At 68.6% G+C, this 16,641-nt stretch carries 19 protein-coding genes and 1 tRNA gene; 13 read left to right on the top strand and 7 right to left on the bottom strand.

The window, feature by feature from the left end; translation table 11 throughout:
- Window positions 1-53: 53 nt before the first annotated feature.
- The 4 genes from F6W70_RS04180 to galU all read right to left on the bottom strand — a co-directional run bounded on the left by F6W70_RS04180 (window position 54) and on the right by galU (window position 2,660).
- Window positions 54-126 (bottom strand) — tRNA-Ala (locus F6W70_RS04180).
- A 52-nt stretch (window positions 127-178) separates the two neighbouring features.
- Window positions 179-1,024, bottom strand: coding sequence for a hypothetical protein (locus F6W70_RS04175; protein WP_055865100.1), 846 nt, complete (start codon window positions 1,022-1,024; stop codon window positions 179-181).
- A gap of 93 nt (window positions 1,025-1,117) precedes the next feature.
- Window positions 1,118-1,729: a GNAT family N-acetyltransferase gene (locus F6W70_RS04170; RefSeq protein WP_127482785.1), complete on the bottom strand. Its 612-nt coding sequence runs from the start codon at window positions 1,727-1,729 to the stop codon at window positions 1,118-1,120.
- Between the two features lie 43 nt (window positions 1,730-1,772).
- Window positions 1,773-2,660: a UTP--glucose-1-phosphate uridylyltransferase GalU gene (galU, locus tag F6W70_RS04165; protein WP_151485987.1), complete on the bottom strand. Its 888-nt coding sequence runs from the start codon at window positions 2,658-2,660 to the stop codon at window positions 1,773-1,775.
- Between the two features lie 41 nt (window positions 2,661-2,701).
- Between galU and F6W70_RS04160 the strand changes: the two genes are divergently transcribed.
- The 3 genes from F6W70_RS04160 to mscL are packed head-to-tail and all read left to right on the top strand — an operon-like array spanning window position 2,702 to window position 4,032.
- Entirely contained in the window at window positions 2,702-3,298 is a 597-nt protein-coding gene (locus F6W70_RS04160) for a 5-formyltetrahydrofolate cyclo-ligase (protein ID WP_017828900.1), read from the top strand.
- Window positions 3,299-3,312: 14 nt separating this feature from the next.
- Entirely contained in the window at window positions 3,313-3,585 is a 273-nt protein-coding gene (locus F6W70_RS04155; RefSeq protein WP_017828901.1) for an FmdB family zinc ribbon protein, read from the top strand.
- Window positions 3,586-3,609: 24 nt separating this feature from the next.
- Complete coding sequence (gene mscL, locus F6W70_RS04150; protein WP_141385877.1) at window positions 3,610-4,032, top strand: large conductance mechanosensitive channel protein MscL; 423 nt, start codon at window positions 3,610-3,612, stop codon at window positions 4,030-4,032.
- 87 nt (window positions 4,033-4,119) lie between these two features.
- Here mscL and F6W70_RS04145 read toward each other — a convergent pair whose 3' ends face one another.
- Window positions 4,120-4,326 (bottom strand): hypothetical protein, encoded by a 207-nt coding sequence (locus F6W70_RS04145; protein WP_017828903.1) that lies wholly within the window; start codon window positions 4,324-4,326, stop codon window positions 4,120-4,122.
- Window positions 4,319-8,038: an AAA family ATPase gene (locus F6W70_RS04140; RefSeq protein WP_373695296.1), complete on the bottom strand. Its 3,720-nt coding sequence runs from the start codon at window positions 8,036-8,038 to the stop codon at window positions 4,319-4,321. Before F6W70_RS04140 ends, F6W70_RS04145 begins: the two co-directional genes overlap by 8 nt.
- Window positions 8,039-8,217: 179 nt before the next feature.
- Between F6W70_RS04140 and F6W70_RS04135 the strand changes: the two genes are divergently transcribed.
- The 3 genes from F6W70_RS04135 to F6W70_RS04125 all read left to right on the top strand — a co-directional run bounded on the left by F6W70_RS04135 (window position 8,218) and on the right by F6W70_RS04125 (window position 10,152).
- Window positions 8,218-8,745 (top strand): methylated-DNA--[protein]-cysteine S-methyltransferase, encoded by a 528-nt coding sequence (locus tag F6W70_RS04135; RefSeq protein WP_055873828.1) that lies wholly within the window; start codon window positions 8,218-8,220, stop codon window positions 8,743-8,745.
- Window positions 8,746-8,855: 110 nt separating this feature from the next.
- Window positions 8,856-9,713, top strand: coding sequence for a LuxR C-terminal-related transcriptional regulator (locus tag F6W70_RS04130; RefSeq protein ID WP_151485986.1), 858 nt, complete (start codon window positions 8,856-8,858; stop codon window positions 9,711-9,713).
- Between the two features lie 94 nt (window positions 9,714-9,807).
- The gene (locus tag F6W70_RS04125; RefSeq protein ID WP_151485985.1) at window positions 9,808-10,152 is read left to right on the top strand and encodes a histone-like nucleoid-structuring protein Lsr2; all 345 of its coding nucleotides are present in this window, start codon (window positions 9,808-9,810) and stop codon (window positions 10,150-10,152) included.
- 48 nt (window positions 10,153-10,200) lie between these two features.
- Here the strand turns inward: F6W70_RS04125 and F6W70_RS04120 are convergent, their stop codons facing one another.
- A complete protein-coding gene (locus F6W70_RS04120) occupies window positions 10,201-10,848 on the bottom strand; it encodes a MarR family winged helix-turn-helix transcriptional regulator (RefSeq protein WP_081603847.1) in 648 nt (215 codons plus the stop codon).
- Window positions 10,849-10,936: 88 nt separating this feature from the next.
- On the opposite strand from F6W70_RS04120, the gene idi reads away from it, so the two are divergent.
- Genes idi through F6W70_RS04085 form a run of 7 tightly spaced genes read left to right on the top strand, consistent with a single transcriptional unit; the run spans window position 10,937 to window position 16,619 of the window.
- Window positions 10,937-11,458 (top strand): isopentenyl-diphosphate Delta-isomerase, encoded by a 522-nt coding sequence (idi, locus tag F6W70_RS04115; protein ID WP_151485984.1) that lies wholly within the window; start codon window positions 10,937-10,939, stop codon window positions 11,456-11,458.
- A gap of 3 nt (window positions 11,459-11,461) precedes the next feature.
- A complete protein-coding gene (locus F6W70_RS04110) occupies window positions 11,462-12,544 on the top strand; it encodes a polyprenyl synthetase family protein (protein WP_055865133.1) in 1,083 nt (360 codons plus the stop codon).
- Entirely contained in the window at window positions 12,541-13,449 is a 909-nt protein-coding gene (locus tag F6W70_RS04105) for a phytoene/squalene synthase family protein (RefSeq protein WP_055865136.1), read from the top strand. The genes F6W70_RS04110 and F6W70_RS04105 overlap by 4 nt, the downstream gene beginning before the upstream one ends.
- Entirely contained in the window at window positions 13,446-15,047 is a 1,602-nt protein-coding gene (crtI, locus tag F6W70_RS04100; RefSeq protein WP_151485983.1) for a phytoene desaturase family protein, read from the top strand. The genes F6W70_RS04105 and crtI overlap by 4 nt, the downstream gene beginning before the upstream one ends.
- A complete protein-coding gene (locus F6W70_RS04095) occupies window positions 15,047-15,388 on the top strand; it encodes a lycopene cyclase domain-containing protein (protein WP_055865142.1) in 342 nt (113 codons plus the stop codon). The genes crtI and F6W70_RS04095 overlap by 1 nt, the downstream gene beginning before the upstream one ends.
- Entirely contained in the window at window positions 15,385-15,729 is a 345-nt protein-coding gene (locus F6W70_RS04090) for a lycopene cyclase domain-containing protein (RefSeq protein WP_055865146.1), read from the top strand. The genes F6W70_RS04095 and F6W70_RS04090 overlap by 4 nt, the downstream gene beginning before the upstream one ends.
- On the top strand, window positions 15,726-16,619 hold the full coding sequence (locus F6W70_RS04085; protein ID WP_151485982.1) for a prenyltransferase: 894 nt from the start codon (window positions 15,726-15,728) through the stop codon (window positions 16,617-16,619). The genes F6W70_RS04090 and F6W70_RS04085 overlap by 4 nt, the downstream gene beginning before the upstream one ends.
- The last annotated feature ends 22 nt before the right edge of the window (window positions 16,620-16,641 follow it).

The raw sequence follows: 16,641 nt of genomic DNA, 5'->3' as shown, positions 1-16,641 counted from the left end.
CGCAGGAGATGACTGAAGCCCCCGGGCATGTGCCTGGGGGCTTCAGTGTTCGGTGGACCTAAGGGGATTCGAACCCCTGACCTCCTCGATGCGAACGAGGCGCGCTACCAACTGCGCCATAGGCCCGTGAACGACATCTACGCTATCACGACGGAGAAGCTGTTCGTGCCGCGGACGGTCATCCGGCGGCGCGGCGCGAGAGCATCTCGCGCACGTGCGCTTCGATCTCGGCGTCGTCGACGAAGCCCATCCGCGCATACGGCGATGAGGCCGCAGGCAGGGCCACCGGGGCCTCGGGCGCCATCTGCTCGGCACGCTCGCGCAGAGCAGCGACCCTGGCTGCCTTGCGACGCTGCTCCTGCGCCTCCAGCTGGGCCTGCGCGGCCTGCGCGCGGGATCCCGCCACCGAGACCAGGGGCTCCGGCAGCGGCCGCGGCGTCCACGTCGCCCGTCCCTGATCGTGCAGCTCCGGCGCGACGCGAGGAGCGGCGGGAGCGGAGACGACGTGCGTCGCTCGCGCGACCCGGCCGGCGACGGCGGCCATGCGCTGCAGCGCGACACCGGCGACGACGATCGCGGCACCGCCGAGCCAGAGCAGCAGCGCGCTTCCCGCGGCCAGCAGCTGCCACACACCGAGGCCGGCGAGCACGAGCCCGACGAGGAGAGTACTGGTCGCCGCGACCCGCACACGTCGACGCGCGCGCGCACGACGGATCACGGGATCGGCTCGGGTGGCGGCGAGTTCTTCACGGAGCGCCTCGAGCTCGGCGGCCTCGCGTTCGGACTGTACGCGCTTGGCCAGCTTCTGCTGCGCGAGCGCGGTGCGCGCGTTCAACTCGAAGCGCACCTCACCGGGGGTCTCGCTCGTCTCGGCGAGCACGCGCAGGGCTTGGTTCAGCCGCACGGCATTGCGTTCGGCGGCGTTGTACTGGAAGCGGCCCCGCCACGAAGGCAGCAGATAGAGCATCCAGAGCAGCACGGAGACGAGTACGATCACTCCCCCGCTCAGCACCGGCCCATCCATACCGTCCACGCTAAGGGTTGCGAGCGGGCAGCGCCGTACACACGGGCGCGTGTCGCGGCGAGTCCGTGCGGATCCGCCGCCGGAGCACCCGTTTCAGTGCGAGATGCGGTCCGAGGGCGGCACCGTCGCGGCATCGGGCGGCACCTGGCCGCTGAGCCAGCGCGCGAGCACACCCTGGGGCACGTCTTCCCTGGTCAGAGCGAACGCGTAATGGTCGCGCCAGTCGCCGTCGATATGGATGTAGCGACGACGCAGTCCCTCGTAGCGGAACCCCAGCTTCTGCACGATGCGCAGACTCGCGTCGTTCTCCGGGCGGATGCAGATCTCCATCCGGTGGAGCCCGTACTCGGTGAAGCACGCATCGGTGGCCATCGCGACCGCCGTCGGGGTGATTCCCCGACCGGCGAACCGCTCGCTCACCCAGTACCCGATCGTGGCCGAGCACAGGGACCCGCGCGAGACTCCCCACACGTTGAGCTGCCCTGCGACCTCGCCGTCGTACTCCATGACGAACGGGTAGCCCGAGCCGTCGCGATACTGCTGGAGCAGTCGTCGGATGCTGAGCCTCATGTCGAACGACACCGAGCCGTACGGGACCGTCGCCTCCCACGGCTGGAGCCACGACCTGTTGGCGAGCAGCTCATGCTGCAGCGGTCTCGCATCCTTGGCACGGACGAGCCGCAGTTCTATGGGTCCGTGTCGCATTCCCGCCGCCAGATCCATGCCGCACCGACGCCCGCAGAGTCGCCTAGAGGCGTTCCGCGAACTCCTTGAGCCAGGGGCGCAGCTCGGGACCGAGGTCGTCCCGGTCTGCCGCGAGCTGCACGATCGCCTTGATGTAGTCGACGCGGTCGCCCGTGTCGTAGCGGCGTCCGCCGAAGATGACGCCGACGACGCCGGGGCCGTCGGGATCGGTCGCGAGCACCTGCAGCGCGTCGGTGAGCTGGATCTCGCCGCCCTTGCCCGGCTCGGTGTGCTCGAGGATGTCGAACACCGAGGCCGGAAGCACGTAGCGGCCGATGACGGCCAGGTTCGACGGTGCGTCTTCCTGGGCGGGCTTCTCGACGAGTCCGGTGACGCGGACGGCGTCGGATCCTTCGAGCGGCTCGACCGCGGCTGCACCGTACATGTGGATGTTGGCGGGGTCGACCTCCATGAGCGCGATCACCGCGGCGCCGGAGCGCTCGTGCTCGGCGATCATGTCGGTCAGCAGCGCGTCGCGCTCGTCGATGAGGTCGTCTCCGAGGAGCACGGCGAAGGGGCTGTCGCCGACGTGGGTGCGTGCACGAAGGACCGCGTGTCCGAGCCCCTTCGGCTCTCCCTGGCGCACGAAGTGGATGTCGGCGAGGTCGCTCGACTTCATCACACGCTCGAGACGCCCGGTGTCGCCCTTCTCCATGAGCCTGACCTCGAGCTCCGGCACGGAGTCGAAGTGGTTGGAGATGGCGTTCTTGTTGCGTCCGATGATGACGAGGATGTCGTCGATGCCGGCGTTGGCCGCCTCTTCGACGACGTACTGGATCGCCGGCTTGTCGACGACGGGGAGCATCTCTTTCGGCATCGCCTTCGTCGCAGGGAGGAATCTCGTACCCAGGCCTGCTGCGGGAATGACGGCTTTGATCTTGTGGTCAGCCATCTTGCCAGCCTAGTGGTGAGCGCCGACGTAGACTCGGAGCCATGTCGAACGACGTCGAACATGCGAAGCGCGCACTCCGCGCCGAACTCCGCGAACGACGCCAGCTCCTCTCCGACACGCAGCGCGAAGCCGCGGCCACGGCCATCGGCGAACGCCTCGACGCCCTGGTCGACGAGCTCGGCGCCCGATCCATCTCGTGCTTCCTCTCCACCACCACCGAGCCGGGCACCCGCGAGTTCGTGACCAGGGCCGTGCGCCGCGGCATCCGCGTGCTCCTGCCCGTCACCCGCGCCGACGGGCTGCTGGACTGGGCTGTCGCCACCGATGACGACGAGGTCACCGAGGGACTCTTCGGCCTGCCCGAGCCCACCGGCGAGGTGCTGGGCCCGATCGCGGTGAACGACGTGGACCTGATGATCGTCCCCGCCGCGGCGGTCGATCGCACCGGCATGCGCATGGGGTGGGGACGCGGCTACTTCGACAAGACGATCGGCTCGATGGAGAAGTGCCCTCCCGTCTACGCCGTGATCTATGATTCCGAGGTACTCGACGAACTTCCGCGAGAGGTGCACGACCAGCCGGTGAACGGCGTCGTCACCCCGTCGCAGACCCTCACCCTGTCGCCACGCCGGCGCTGATCGCAAGGACCCCCATGCCCACCTACGCCTATGCCTGCACCGCGTGCGGACACACTTTCGACGCCGTGCAGAGCTTCGCCGACGACGCTCTCACCGTGTGCCCCGAGTGCGGTGGCGCGCTGCGCAAGCAGTACGGCTCGATCGGTGTGACCTTCAACGGCTCCGGCTTCTATCGCACGGACTCGCGCGCGAAATCCGGGGCTTCGAAGGATGGTTCGGCATCATCGAAGACGGAATCGACGACGAGCGCCAAACCGGCGGCTGCGTCGACTCCGGCCTCTTCCTGAGGCCCCGATCTGTTGGGGGATCCCATGCTCAAAGGTTTCAAGGACTTCCTGCTGCGCGGCAACGTCATCGACCTGGCCGTCGCTGTCGTCATCGGCACCGCTTTCACCGCGATCGTCACGGCTGTCGTCAACAGCATCATCAATCCGCTCATCGCGCTCTTCCTGAAGGCGGATGCGACAGGCAAGTTCGGCATCCAGGTCCCGAACATCTACGGAGAGATGGTGACGTTCCCGATCGGCGAACTGATCTCGGCGATCATCAGCTTCCTCGCCGTCGCCGCCGTCGTCTACTTCGTCTTCGTGCTGCCGATGAACACTTTCAAGGCCCGTGTCGAGGCTCGCAAGGGCACGCCGGCCGAGGAGCCCGAGGAGGAGCCGGCCGCATCGACCGAGTCCGAGCTGCTCGTCGAGATCCGCGATCTGCTCAAGGCACAGCGCGGGGCCTGAGAGCTTCCACTCGCACGACGAGACGCACGGTTCCTCTTCGGAGGGGCCGTGCGTTTCTCGTCGGCGGGCGCAGACCGAGACTCACCCTCAGTAGTGCGGCGGCACGTCCCGCATCAGCTGATCGTCGTTCGGCCCCCTGGCGCCCTTCGGCCGTGTCGGCGGAGGCGACACCTCGGCGGGGCCGGACTCCGGTTCGGGATCGCTTCCCGGCACCGGCGTGAGACGCGCACGTCGGGATCCGGATACCCGTACGACGCGCTGGCGCGGTTCGGGGGTGTCGGGCTCGTCAGTCATTCCGGGGGTCGACGATGTCGATCGGCTGCGTGTCGTTCTCGGCACGCGGGGCGGAATCCGAGATGCCGAGCACCGCAGCGATCCGCGTCGCGACAGTCGCGGGGTCGCTGTAGAGATCGAAGGCGTGCACCCGCACGTAATGCCAGCCGAGGCGACGCAGCACATGCGGTCGCAGACGCAGGGTCTCCCGCAGCGATTCTCCTCGCGACTCCGGGTCGGACTCGATGACGACCGCCTTGCCGCCGTGCTGCGCGACCAGCGGGAGCAGCCCGCGATAGTCGACATCCACCGAGGCTCCGAGTCGCCGCAGCTCCCGTGCGAGGGCGAGCGTGAGCGGATCGGCGAGATCCTCCAGGCGGGCATCCCTGCTGCGCGCGGCCAGGCCGCCGAGGATCGACATCAGGGTCGCCGCTCCGTGCTCCAGGCGTCCGTCGTCGAAGGACGAGGGGCGGATCGACGACACGAGCACCATCGACCGGCGGGCCCTGGTCATCCCGACCGTGAGAAGTCGCTCTCCGTCCGGAGTGGAGAGATCGCCGAAGTCGCTCAGGACGCGGCCGTGCTTGGTGAGCCCGAACCCCAGCGAGAAGATCACGCGGTCGCGACTCTCGGCGACCGACTCCTCGAGGGTCAGCACCGCGAAGGGTTCGACCGTGTCGCGCCCGACGAAGTCCGCCACATCCGAACGTCCGGCGAACGCCGAGGTGACGGCTGCACGCACGCGCTCGGCGTGACGGGCGCTCGCGGTCACGACCATGAGGGACTCAGCCGGACGGTGCACGGCGTGCTCGACAACGAGGGTCACGACCCTGGCGACCTCGGCATCCGGACTCTCGACCGCGCCGGAGATCGGATCGGGCGTTCCCGTCCCGCCCTCCACGTAGTCGACCGTGAGGCTGCCACGACCGAGGTACGAACCCGCCCAGGGAAGGGAGACGATCTCGCCGCCATAGAACGCGTCGTTGATCAGTTCCGCGAGGTCCTCACCGCCGGCACGATAGCTGCGGGTCAGGGTCATCACCGGCAGGAGCTCGGAAAGACGCTCGAAAGCCGAGACGTCGTCGAACGGCACCTCGGGCTCCCACGACTCCTCAGGATCCACCGCGATGCGGAAGGGAGTCGGGCGCTGCGTCACCGGGTCGCCGAACGCGACGATCTGGCGCGCGCGACGGATCGCCGGGGCGGCCTCCGCGAGGTTGATCGCTGCGGAGTCGACCAGGATCACGGTGTCGAACTCCACGGAGTCCGGAATCTCCGGGACGAGGTACGGCGACGAGATCCAGACCGGTGCGAGCACATCGACCAGGGTGGGCGCGGCACTGACGACCTGCGCGGTCGTGGTCGCTGACTGCGTCAGCGCACGGCGCAGGTGCTGCGACTGCTGAGGCTCGTCGACGATCGCGATCCGCCACTGGTTGGCCAACTGCCATGCGAGCAGCGGTCCGGCCATGGCGGCATGGGCCTCATCGACCAGGCGGAAGTCCCGTTCGAGGCGGTCGACGACAGCGGTGTTCGCGCCGAGCAGCGCGCGGTTGTCCTGCAGGGCACGCTCGAGGAGGGACTGCCACCAGGCGAATTCGAGCTCCTCCCCCACCTGGGACTCCGCGACATGGCGCACCGAGAGCTCGGCGAGCAGGGGCTCCAGCCCGAGAAGGGCGAGCCGATCGCGCAGCTGAGCGCGCTCGACGAGGTTCTCGAAGACATCGGACTTCGCAGCGAGCCCCGCGAGGGTGCGGACGAGTCGCGCGACCGGGAGCGAGGCCAACGGTTCGCGACGCCCCAGTGCGGCGTCGAGCTCGCTGAGTTCAGCCTCGACCCGCTGCCAGGCCGCGTACACATCGGCGAGACCGAGGGGAATCTCCGGCGCGACGCCGGCTTCGACGAAGCGCTGCCACTGCGTGCGCTGCGCCTGGATCCGCAGAAGCGCCTCGTGCATCTCGGTGACATGCACGCCGGGGCGCACGTACTCCTTGGCCAAGCGCCGCAACCGCCGCCTGTTCGCACCCGACAGCCCAGGGGCGTCGCGACGCGAACCGTGCGCCTGGATGAGCTCACCCAGCGGACGCTCGAACACGGTCGGGCTGAAGCGGTCGAGGGAGTCGCGGATGCCCTGCAGCAGTCGCAGGTACTCGCCCAGCTCGTCGATGGTCGCAAACGGGCGCATGTGCGTCTGGGCGATCAGCTCGTAGCCGCGCTCGAGGAGGGCCGGCACGCTGTCGGAGTGCAGGCGACCGGCGAGTTCATGAGCCGCACGAGCCGCTTCGGTGCTGGAGAAGGTCACCCCGTACCAGGGCGAATCGTTCGGGCCGAAGCGGAACTCTCCGAGACGGGCGGCCTGCGCGAGAGCCTCGGCGGCTTCGCTGCGATCCGCGGCGAGACGGCGCAGCGCATCGGGTCCCAGCCGAGCCGTGGTCGACGGCGGCACCGGGAGCGATGCCAGCCGCGTCAGCTGCCTGGTCGCATCGAGCACGGAGGCGTTCAGCCCGGCCACCGGCGCACTGAGCGCCTGGCGGTAGTCGCGAAGGACCGTGCGCAGGCGCACGAGCGCGTCGTCGACCTCGCTGACCTTGGGCGCCGTGGCCTTCTCGTTGCGTCCGATCGCCCTCACCAGGTCGCGGCGCACGCTCGCCGGCGAGATCGCCAGGCTGTCGAGCCCGATCCCGGCGAGTCGATGGCGCACGCCGTCCAGCGTGGAGCGACGGGCGGAGACGACCAGTACCCGCTTGCCGCCGCGCACCAGCTCCCCGAGCGCGTTGATGACGGTCTGCGTCCCCCCGGTACCCGGAAGAGTGGCCACGGTGAGGGAGTGCCCTGCAGCGATACGGGCGAGCACCGCCTCCTGCTCCGCGTCGGCGTCGAGGAGGAGGTTGTCGGATGCCGGAGCGCGATCGTCCGGGCCGATGTGATGAGGGGTGGCGCGCGGGGCGGTGACCTGCTCGCGGTCGCCCACGTGGCCGGCGAGCGCGTTCAGCACCTGATGGTCGAGACTGCCGCCGTCGCGGGACATCACGCCGGACACGTCGGCGAACGTCGAGACGACCAGGCGCGGCTCGACCGAGAAGGTGTCGATCGAGCGCGTCAGCGCGCGCAGGCTGTCGATCACGGGCTGCGGTTTGAAGATGCCGCCGTCGTAGGCCAGCGCGGCGAGGGCTACGGCATCGATCGTGAGGCCGAAGTGGTCGCGCGCGATCCGCACGAGTTCCGGGTTCACCTCGAAGGTTCCCTGGAGCTTCAACTCGAAATCGGAGTGGTGGCGGCGGATGGCCAGCGGGCGCAGCAGCACGGGGGCGGCGAAACCTGCGCCGCCGATGCGCCACCGTGCGACGCCCACGGCGAGATGCACCGCTTCGATGCCGCGGACCGTACGCAGCTCGGTGTTCTTCGCCGTGATCCGCTCCGCGGCCAGTCGTGCCGTGCGCAGTCCGACCTCATCACGGAAGAGGTTCGACAGCAGCGTCGACTTCCCGGTGATGAACTGCGGCAGGCTGCCCGGGTGCGCCTTGGAGATGTCGATGCCGGACTCCGGGGTGTCGCGGAAGCTGACCAGCGGCGAGGGGCCGCCGAGATCGGCCGCTTCGGCCCTCAGACGCGTGCGCTCGGCCTCGGCCGCGTGCGCGATGTCGATGCCCGTCGTGGTCCCGTGCAGGTCGCCGATCGGCACAGCAGGGTCCACCGCTGTGTCGTCCGCAGACTTGTCTTCACGTCGCCACACACTGACACCCTAGGCGCGTGACCCGTGGAGGCGGGGTATCCCGGGCGGGTTTCCGCCGAATTTCCGCCGCCCGAGAGGCAACCTGCACTCCTCCTGCCCGGTCTGGTCGCCGCTCGCGTTCTCCACCCGGAGCGGCCGGCGCAGGACTCCGAGTCGGATCGGGCGGTCAGGATGGGGGCATGACCTTCCGCTACGACTTCGCGCCGACACCGTTCGGCGATGCTCTCGCGGTGTTCTCCGACGAGGGCATCGTGCGCTTCGACCTCTCCGAATCCGAAGACCCGCGCGTGCCCTGGCTGCTCGAAGGCGTCTCCCGGCAGCTGAGCGCGGTGCCCGAGCCCGACCCCGGTGCCGCCGACGAGCTCGCACACCTGCTCGCCGAGTACTTCGACGGCGAACCGGTGCGCTTCGAGGAGCACATCCGGCTCGACTGGCGACTCGTCGACGGGTTCGCCCTGACCGCGCTGCAGACGATCTGCGACATCGGGTGGGGAGAGACGATGAGCTACGGAGAGGTCGCGGTGCTCGCCGGGCACCCCGGTGCGGCGCGCGCCGTGGGCACGGCGTGCCGCATCACCCCGTTCTCGATCATCGTGCCGGTGCATCGCGTCGTGCGCTCCGATGGGAGCGCTGGTCAGTACGGAGCGCACCCCGAACGCAAGCGGTTCCTGCTCGACCTCGAGGCGAGCAGAGCCGCCGGCCGCTGATCTCGTGGGCCCGGCGTGTAGGCCGCCGGGCCCACGCGCATCTCGATGTGAGTGATATCGTCGACGCTACGAAACGGGGAACTGCGTCGTCACCCCGGAAGTAGGTAGTCGTGTCTTCACCCGTCACCCGCGAATCCGAGGCGGATCTCATCGCCAATGCGGTGCGCGAGCTTGCCAGGCGCACGCGCTTCCCGGTCGCTTTCGGCGGCCTCATAGAAGAAGGCGTCGTGAGCGTCACCAGCATCGTCGGTGCGCGCACCCGATCACTGGACGGTCTGCGCGTGCGGCCGGAACGTGGACTCGGCGGACGGGCGATGATGGAGCTGCGCCCCAGGATGACGAGCGACTACGGGTCTTCGCAGCAGATCACGCACGACTACGACGTCTTCGTGCTGGGTGAGGGACTGCGCACTCTTCTCGCCCTTCCGATCGTCGTCCAGGGTCGTTCTCGCGGCGTGCTCTACGCAGGAGGCTGGGATGAGGAGCGGGTCGGCGGGGTGACCACCGCTCCCGCTATGCAGGTCGCGCAGTCCGTCGCCGACGAACTGCGCATCCGCGACGAGGTGCAGCGACGGATGCAGGAGGCGCCCCTCGGCGTCGACAGCGTGGCACCGGCGCACCGGGAGGAACTGCGTCAGAGCTTCGCGGAACTTCGCAGCATCGCCGCCTCTGTCGACGACGTCGATATCCGCGCGAGGATCGCGCACGTCGAACGCCGACTGATGATGCTCGCGGGGAGCACATCCGCGCCGGCGACAGGCCCCATCCCCACGGTCCGCCTCTCCCCCCGCGAGACCGATGTGCTCGCGTGCGCGGCGCTCGGTTCGACGAACGCGGAGATCGCCGCGCAGCTCGGCCTGCGCGAAGGCACGATCAAGGCGTACCTCGGAACCGCGATGTCGAAGCTCGATGCTTCCACGCGTCATGCGGCTGTCACCAGAGCGCGGCGTGCGGGACTTCTTCCCTGACCACAGGGAATTGATTTATTGCTTCGCGTGAATTCCATTGGGCTAATGATTGTTCCGACTTGTCGCATCTCGTCCTGACGGGTAAAGTCCCCGTATGGCAAGACGAATTGTGCATCAGCTGGTAGACGACATCGACGGCAGCATCCTGGAGGTCGGCGAGGGCGAGACTGTACATTTCTCGCTCAACGGCGCCGCTTATGAGATCGACTTGAACTCCGCGCACGCCGATGAATTGCGCAAGGCCCTCGAGCCTTACGTGACTGCGGGGCGAAAGGCCGGCTCCTCGAGCGCTCCTCGCACCTCCGCGGCTCGGAAGCGGCCCGCGCGCAACCCCGAGGTCGCAGCCATCCGCGCCTGGGCGAACGAGAATGGACACAAGCTCTCCGAGCGCGGCCGCATTCCCGCACAGGTCGTGGACGCATACAACGCCGCACACTGACCTCGGTCGCAATTAAGCAGCACTTCCGCCTGCACCGGCAGGCGGGTATTAAGCGCCTCCCTGCAACCAGGGTTCGTCGCGGAGCGTGATCTCTTCTGTCATATCCATGAGGAATCGGATCACGACTTCCCTTTCGGCAGGCGCGAGTCGGGCGGCAGAATAGAAGCGCTTCGCCTGCTGCCGTCCGACGGTTTCCATCGCGGCATGACGCGTCTGCGCGGTGATGTTGATCTGCAGCGCCCTGCGATCCGTCGGGTGCGGGGCACGCGTGATGTGCCCTCCCTGTTCCAGACGGTCGAGTAGCTTGGTCGTCGCCGCGGTCGAGACCCCCAGGTGATGCGCGATCCCTCCGGGCGTCGCCACCAGGTTCCGGTTCGCGCACACGATCAGATAGTGCAGCGCGCGCATGTCGGTCTCGTTCAGGCGCATGTATCGACGCGATGCCTGGGAGAGCGTCTGCTCCGCCTCGCGCAGTCCGGCGAGCGCCTCCATGACCCTCGAGATCTGCTTGAGCTCCTCCGGCGAGACGCCGGTCCGGTCGATCAGGACACTGCGAGGATCGCTCGCCTCGACGTCGTAGATGGCCGAATGGGTCAACCCGTCCGGGGCCGCCCCGGATGACCGCGATCCTTCGCCTGCGACGGGGAGCGAATCCTGCGCGCCCGCGTGCGGGGTGGTGCCGGGCTCCGTGTCCATGCGATCATGTTACACACCAACAGTTTCATGCTAAGTTGACTACTCACCAAGTTAGCTAAATGGAGAAGCTTCAGAACAGGGAGATGCCATGGACGACGTGACCCTCCTCGCGGAAGACGGGACAGCCATCGGCACCCTTCCCAAGAGCGAAGTCCATACCCACGACACTCCCCTGCACCTCGCCTTCTCGTGCTACGTCCTCGACCGCGAAGGACGACTCCTGCTGACGCGCCGAGCACTCTCGAAGAAGACCTGGCCCGGTGTCTGGACGAACAGCTTCTGCGGGCATCCTCGGCCCGACGAAGCGATGTCCGATGCCGTGCGTCGACACGGCGCCGGCGAGCTCGGCCTGCAGCTCTCCGAGATCCGGATGATCCTCCCCGATTACCGATACCGCGCGGTGGATGCCAGCGGAATCGTCGAGAACGAGATCTGCCCCGTGCACGTCGCGGTCTTCGACGGCGAACCCGCCGCCAACCCCGACGAGGTGTCCGAATGGACGTGGGTCACCGTCGGTCCGCTCGTCGAGGCCGTCACGCATGCGCCCTTCGCCTTCAGTCCCTGGCTGGTCGAGCAGCTCCCGCTGCTGCGGCGGCTCGGCGAGGTGTGAGAGATGAGCACGACGACGACGGAAGAATCGCTGGGGACCCGGATCGAGCAGGCTCTGCGACACCGCTTCTCCGAGCGGAGCGCCGCCGCCGAACGGTACGGGAGCGAGTTCGTCGGACTGTGGCAGGCGGCTGAGGAGCACGCTCTCGGTGGAAAGCTCATCCGCCCGCGTCTGCTCCTGGACCTCGCGCGTGCTTTGGCACCCGCCCCTCTGACCGCCGACGAGATGCGCTCCGCCATCGATGTCGCGGCCCATGTCGAGCTCCTCCACTTCGCCTTCCTCCTGCACGACGACGTCATCGACGGCGATCTGATGCGGCGGCGGCGCCCCAATCTGATCGGTGCGCTCGTCGCGGGACGCCCGGCGGGCCCGACCGAACCCGCCCTCCACTGGGCGCGCTCGAGCGCGATCCTCCTCGGAGACCTGCTGCTGTCGTCGGCGGTGCTGGGATTCGCGCGGGCGGGCGTCACGGACGAGGCCCGCGAGCGTCTGCTCGGCCTGCTCGAGGAGACGATCTTCGAGACCGTCGCCGGTGAGCACGCCGATGTGGCACTCAGCGACGGCATCATCACCCCCGATCTGCGGACGATACTCTCCACGAGCGCGTACAAGACCTCGACGTACTCCTTCGTGCTCCCGCTGCGGGCGGCCGCGGTGCTCGTCGGCTCGTCGACCGCGGCAGAAGATCACCTCGCCGTGATCGGCCGGCACCTCGGCCTCGCCTACCAGCTGCAGGACGATCTGCTCTCCGTGTTCGGCGACCCCGATGAGCACGGCAAGGACCCGTTCTCCGATCTGCGAGAGGGCAAGGAGACCGCGATCATCGCCTACGCGCGCATGACGAGCCAGTGGGACGGGATCGAGCTGCACTTCGGCAGAGCCGACCTCAGCCCCACGGACGGAGCAGCTGCCCGCGATCGACTGCGCGAATGCGGCTCGGAGAGCTTCGTGCGAGGCCTGGTGCGGGAGCACCTCGAGTCGGCGGACGCCGCGCTGCGCGAGGCGGAGGCCGCCGGGCTGCTCCCGGCAGCGGCCGGGGATGCCATCCGCGCACTCGCGTCCCGAGTCGGAAGCCGCAGCCGATGACCGCGAACTCGGCCGGCCACAGGGACGACACCGCCCTTCGTCGCTTCAACCGCACGGCGGAGATCGCGACGACCGATGTGATCCGCACCTATTCGACATCGTTCGGGCTCGCCACCCGTCTTCTCGGAAAGCGCCATCGCCAGCACGTGCGCAACATCTATGCCATGGTGCGCATCGCCGATGAGATCGTCGACGGCGTGGCCGCCGAGGCAGGGCTGGACGTCGCCGCGCAATCGGCCGCCCTCGATTCCTATATCGCCGAGACTCATCGATCGATGCGCAGCGGCTACAGTAGCGACCTGATCCTGCATGCGTTCGCGCGGACCGCACGGGAGTGCGGGATCGGCGAGGACCTGACACAGCCGTTCTTCGATTCGATGCGCGCGGACATCGAGGAGGACGCCGGCTTCGCCGCCTACGACATCGACGCCCATGCGGCGTACGTCTACGGCTCCGCCGAGGTCGTGGGTCTCATGTGTCTGCAGGTCTTCCTGCGCGGAGTCGAGCGCACGCCCGAAGAGCTCGAGACCCTGCGCCACGGTGCACGCCAGCTCGGTGCGGCGTTCCAGAACGTGAACTTCCTCCGAGACCTCGCAGACGACACCGACCGACTCCACCGCGGCTACCTCGGTGGGACCGCGCGTCTGACGGATGCCGATCGGGACGCATGGGTTGCGACCGTGTTCCGGCAGCTGTCCGACGCCCGCGACACGATCCCGCTGCTGCCGAAGGACGCCCGTGCGGCGGTGCGCAGCGCCCTGGCTCTGTTCGCCGCGCTCACCCGACGTGTGTCCCAGACACCTGCCGACGTCCTCTACCGACGCCGCGTGCGCGTTCCCGATCCGATCAAGGCCGCACTCGCCACCCGCGCCGTCCTCACCACCGCGATGGAGCGCGACCGATGAGCCGGGTCGTGGTCATCGGTGCAGGAGTCGCCGGTCTCGCGACAGCGGGCCTGCTCGCTCGGGACGGGCACGAGGTGGTCGTGCTCGAGAAGAACGACCGCGTCGGCGGACGCGCGGGGACGATCGAGCGCGACGGCTTCCGCTTCGACTCCGGCCCCTCGTGGTACCTCATGCCCGAGGTCTTCGACCACTTCTTCGCGATGATGGGCACCTCGACCGCGGAGCAGCTCGACCTCATCCGCCTCGACCCCGGCTACCGGGTGTTCCGCGCCCCGGACGCGACGGATGCCGACCGCTCCCCCGTGACGGTGCCCGCCGGACGCGAGCAGGTCACCCGGCTCTTCGAAGAACTGGAGCCCGGCTCCACAGCGGAGCTCGACTCCTACCTCGACTCCGCGCAGCATGCCGGAGCGATGGCGCAGAAGTACTTCCTCTACAACCCGTTCACCCGCATGCGCTCGCTCCTCGCACCGGAGGTGCTCCGGGCGCTGCCTCGCCTCGCCACCCTGCTCGGAACGCGGCTGCAGTCCTTCGCTGCCCGACGCTTCACGCACCCCGTGGTGCGCCAGATCCTCGGCTACCCCGCGGTGTTCCTCGGAACCGACCCCCGAAGCGCGCCGGCGATGTACCACCTCATGAGCGCGCTCGATCTCGACCAGGGCGTCAGCTATCCGCAGGGCGGTTTCTGGCGTGTGATCGAGCGGATCGAAGCGCTGGCCCTCGACGCGGGGGTACGGATCATCACCGAGGCGAACGTCACCGGAATCCGCACGCAGGACGGCGCCGACGGCACCCGTGTGACGGGTGTCGGCTGGGTCGACGGCGCCGGTTCCTCGCACTTCGAGAGCGCCGATGTGGTGGTATCCGCGGCCGACCTGCACCACACCGAGACCACTCTGCTCCCGCCCTCGCTGCAGACCTACCCCGAGTCGTGGTGGGCGCGACGCACCAGCGGACCGGGCGGCGTGCTCGTGATGCTCGGCGTGCGCGGCGCGCTCCCCGAGCTCCCGCACCACTCCCTGTTCTTCACCGACGACTGGGACGCGAACTTCGACGCGATCTTCGGGGCCTCCCCGACCGTGCCGGACCCGGCGTCGATCTACGTGTGCCGCCCCAGTGCCACGGACCCCGAGGTCGCGCCCGCCGACCACGAGAACCTTTTCGTGTTGATCCCGGTACCCGCGGACGTCGATCTCGGACACGGTGGACCCGACGGAGAGGGATCACCCGCGATCGAACGCGCAGCGGACGCGGCGATCGATCAGGTCGCGACCTGGGCCGGGATCCCCGATCTCCGCGACCGCATCGTGGTGCGCGAGACGAAGGGTCCCGCCGACTTCCGCGACGACTACCACTCCTGGCACGGCGGCATGCTGGGGCCCGCGCACATCCTCTCGCAGAGCGCCATGTTCCGTGCTCAGAACACGTCGAAGCGCGTAAAGGGTCTGTTCTACGCGGGTGCCACCACCGCGCCGGGTGTCGGTGTCCCGATGTGCCTGATCAGTGCGGAGATCGTCCTCAAGCGCATCCGCGGCGATCACTCCCCCGGTCCGCTCCCCGTCCCCCGCACCTCACCTGCGGGGACAGAGGCGTCCTGATGGGCGTGGTGTACCTGGCGGCCCTTCTCCTGTCGCTGGGCTGCATGCTGCTGCTGGACTGGCGATTTCGACTCTTCTTCTGGCGCGATGCGGTATCGGCTGCGGTGGTGACGGCCGTCGGTCTCGTCTTCTTCCTGATCTGGGATGTCGCCGGCATCGCCAACGGGATCTTCTTCCGGGGCGACGGCATGATCGCGACGGGATTGGTGCTCGCGCCGGAGCTGCCCCTCGAGGAACCGATCTTCCTGCTGTTCCTCGTGGTGTGCACCATGATCATCTACACCGGAGCAGAACGGGTGCTGACACGGCGCCGCGAGCAGGCGGAAGGCGGCGGGTCATGACCTACATCCAGCTCTCCGCGTGCTTCGTCGCCGTCGCCGTCCTCGGCGGCATCGGGCTCGCGCTCGCATCCCGCGGAAAGGGCCCGCGACCGCTCGCCGTCGTGCTGACCGTGATCGTGCTGTTCCTGCTCACCGCGGCCTTCGACACCGCGATGATCGCAAGCGGCCTCTTCCACTACGCGCAGGACCCGCTGCTCGGGGTGCACATCGGACTGGCTCCCATCGAGGACTTCGCGTACCCCCTGGCGGGCGCGCTGCTCCTTCCGGCCCTGTGGACGGCGATGCGCGCCCGGAGGCGAGTGCAGGATCGTCGAACGCTCGAACAGGAGGAACGACGATGAGCACTGCCGCAGCCCCGTCGAACAGCATCGGACGCGACATCGCCCAGATCGTGCTGTCGTCGCGTCCGATCAGCTGGATCAACACGGCCTTCCCGTTCGCCGCCGCGTATCTGCTCAGCACACGCGAGATCGATCTGACGCTGGTGATCGGCACGCTGTACTTCCTCATCCCCTACAACCTCGCGATGTACGGGATCAACGACGTCTTCGACTACGCCTCCGACCTCGCGAACCCCCGCAAGGGCGGGATCGAGGGGGCCCTCCTCGCACCCCGCATGCACCGGACGACGATCTGGGCGGCGGCGGTGACGAACATCCCCTTCCTCGTCTACCTCGTGATCGTCGGGAATCCGGCGTCCTGGCTCTGGCTGGCGGTCAGCGTGTTCGCCGTGATCGCGTACTCCGCCCCCGTCCTGCGCTTCAAAGAGCGCCCGTTCCTCGATTCCATCACCTCGAGCACGCACTTCGTGAGTCCTGCCATCGTCGGCCTCGCCCTCGCCGGGGCGCCGGCGACCGCCGCCACGGTCATCACGCTCAGCGCCTTCTTCCTCTGGGGCATGGCCGCACACGCCTTCGGCGCCGTGCAGGACATCGGGCCCGATCGGGAGGCCGGGATCTCGTCGATCGCCACCGTCATCGGAGCGCGCGCGACCGTACGCCTGTCCCTCTCCCTGTGGGTGATCGCGGGCGCAGCCATGCTGCTGACGCCCTGGCCGGGCCCGCTCGCCGCGGCCCTGGCTCTGCCCTACGTCGTGAACGCGGCTCGGTGGTGGAACGTGACCGATGAGACCTCCGGCTCCACGAACCGCGCCTGGCGACGTTTCATCGCCCTGAACTACTTCGCCGGTTTCCTCGCCACGATGATCCTCATCCTCGCGTGGATCTCCTGACCCGCAGCACACCCGAAAGGAA

This window comes from Microbacterium maritypicum (genome assembly GCF_008868125.1).
Classification (GTDB): Bacteria; Actinomycetota; Actinomycetes; order Actinomycetales; family Microbacteriaceae; genus Microbacterium; species Microbacterium maritypicum.
Note: the sequence above shows the minus strand (reverse complement) of the source record. Positions and strands in the feature narration are given on the sequence as shown.

What these genes read in the sequence shown, in the direction of transcription:
- F6W70_RS04145 (WP_017828903.1), bottom strand. Translation starts at nt 4,326, where the DNA reads ATGACTGACGAGCCCGACACCCCCGAACCGCGCCAGCGCGTCGTACGG.
- F6W70_RS04095 (WP_055865142.1), top strand. Translation starts at nt 15,047, where the DNA reads ATGGGCGTGGTGTACCTGGCGGCCCTTCTCCTGTCGCTGGGCTGCATG.
- F6W70_RS04085 (WP_151485982.1), top strand. Translation starts at nt 15,726, where the DNA reads ATGAGCACTGCCGCAGCCCCGTCGAACAGCATCGGACGCGACATCGCC.
- F6W70_RS04170 (WP_127482785.1), bottom strand. Translation starts at nt 1,729, where the DNA reads ATGCGACACGGACCCATAGAACTGCGGCTCGTCCGTGCCAAGGATGCG.
- F6W70_RS04160 (WP_017828900.1), top strand. Translation starts at nt 2,702, where the DNA reads ATGTCGAACGACGTCGAACATGCGAAGCGCGCACTCCGCGCCGAACTC.
- F6W70_RS04175 (WP_055865100.1), bottom strand. Translation starts at nt 1,024, where the DNA reads ATGGATGGGCCGGTGCTGAGCGGGGGAGTGATCGTACTCGTCTCCGTG.
- crtI (WP_151485983.1), top strand. Translation starts at nt 13,446, where the DNA reads ATGAGCCGGGTCGTGGTCATCGGTGCAGGAGTCGCCGGTCTCGCGACA.
- F6W70_RS04120 (WP_081603847.1), bottom strand. Translation starts at nt 10,848, where the DNA reads ATGGACACGGAGCCCGGCACCACCCCGCACGCGGGCGCGCAGGATTCG.
- galU (WP_151485987.1), bottom strand. Translation starts at nt 2,660, where the DNA reads ATGGCTGACCACAAGATCAAAGCCGTCATTCCCGCAGCAGGCCTGGGT.
- F6W70_RS04155 (WP_017828901.1), top strand. Translation starts at nt 3,313, where the DNA reads ATGCCCACCTACGCCTATGCCTGCACCGCGTGCGGACACACTTTCGAC.
- F6W70_RS04090 (WP_055865146.1), top strand. Translation starts at nt 15,385, where the DNA reads ATGACCTACATCCAGCTCTCCGCGTGCTTCGTCGCCGTCGCCGTCCTC.
- F6W70_RS04135 (WP_055873828.1), top strand. Translation starts at nt 8,218, where the DNA reads ATGACCTTCCGCTACGACTTCGCGCCGACACCGTTCGGCGATGCTCTC.
- mscL (WP_141385877.1), top strand. Translation starts at nt 3,610, where the DNA reads ATGCTCAAAGGTTTCAAGGACTTCCTGCTGCGCGGCAACGTCATCGAC.
- F6W70_RS04125 (WP_151485985.1), top strand. Translation starts at nt 9,808, where the DNA reads ATGGCAAGACGAATTGTGCATCAGCTGGTAGACGACATCGACGGCAGC.
- F6W70_RS04105 (WP_055865136.1), top strand. Translation starts at nt 12,541, where the DNA reads ATGACCGCGAACTCGGCCGGCCACAGGGACGACACCGCCCTTCGTCGC.
- F6W70_RS04110 (WP_055865133.1), top strand. Translation starts at nt 11,462, where the DNA reads ATGAGCACGACGACGACGGAAGAATCGCTGGGGACCCGGATCGAGCAG.
- idi (WP_151485984.1), top strand. Translation starts at nt 10,937, where the DNA reads ATGGACGACGTGACCCTCCTCGCGGAAGACGGGACAGCCATCGGCACC.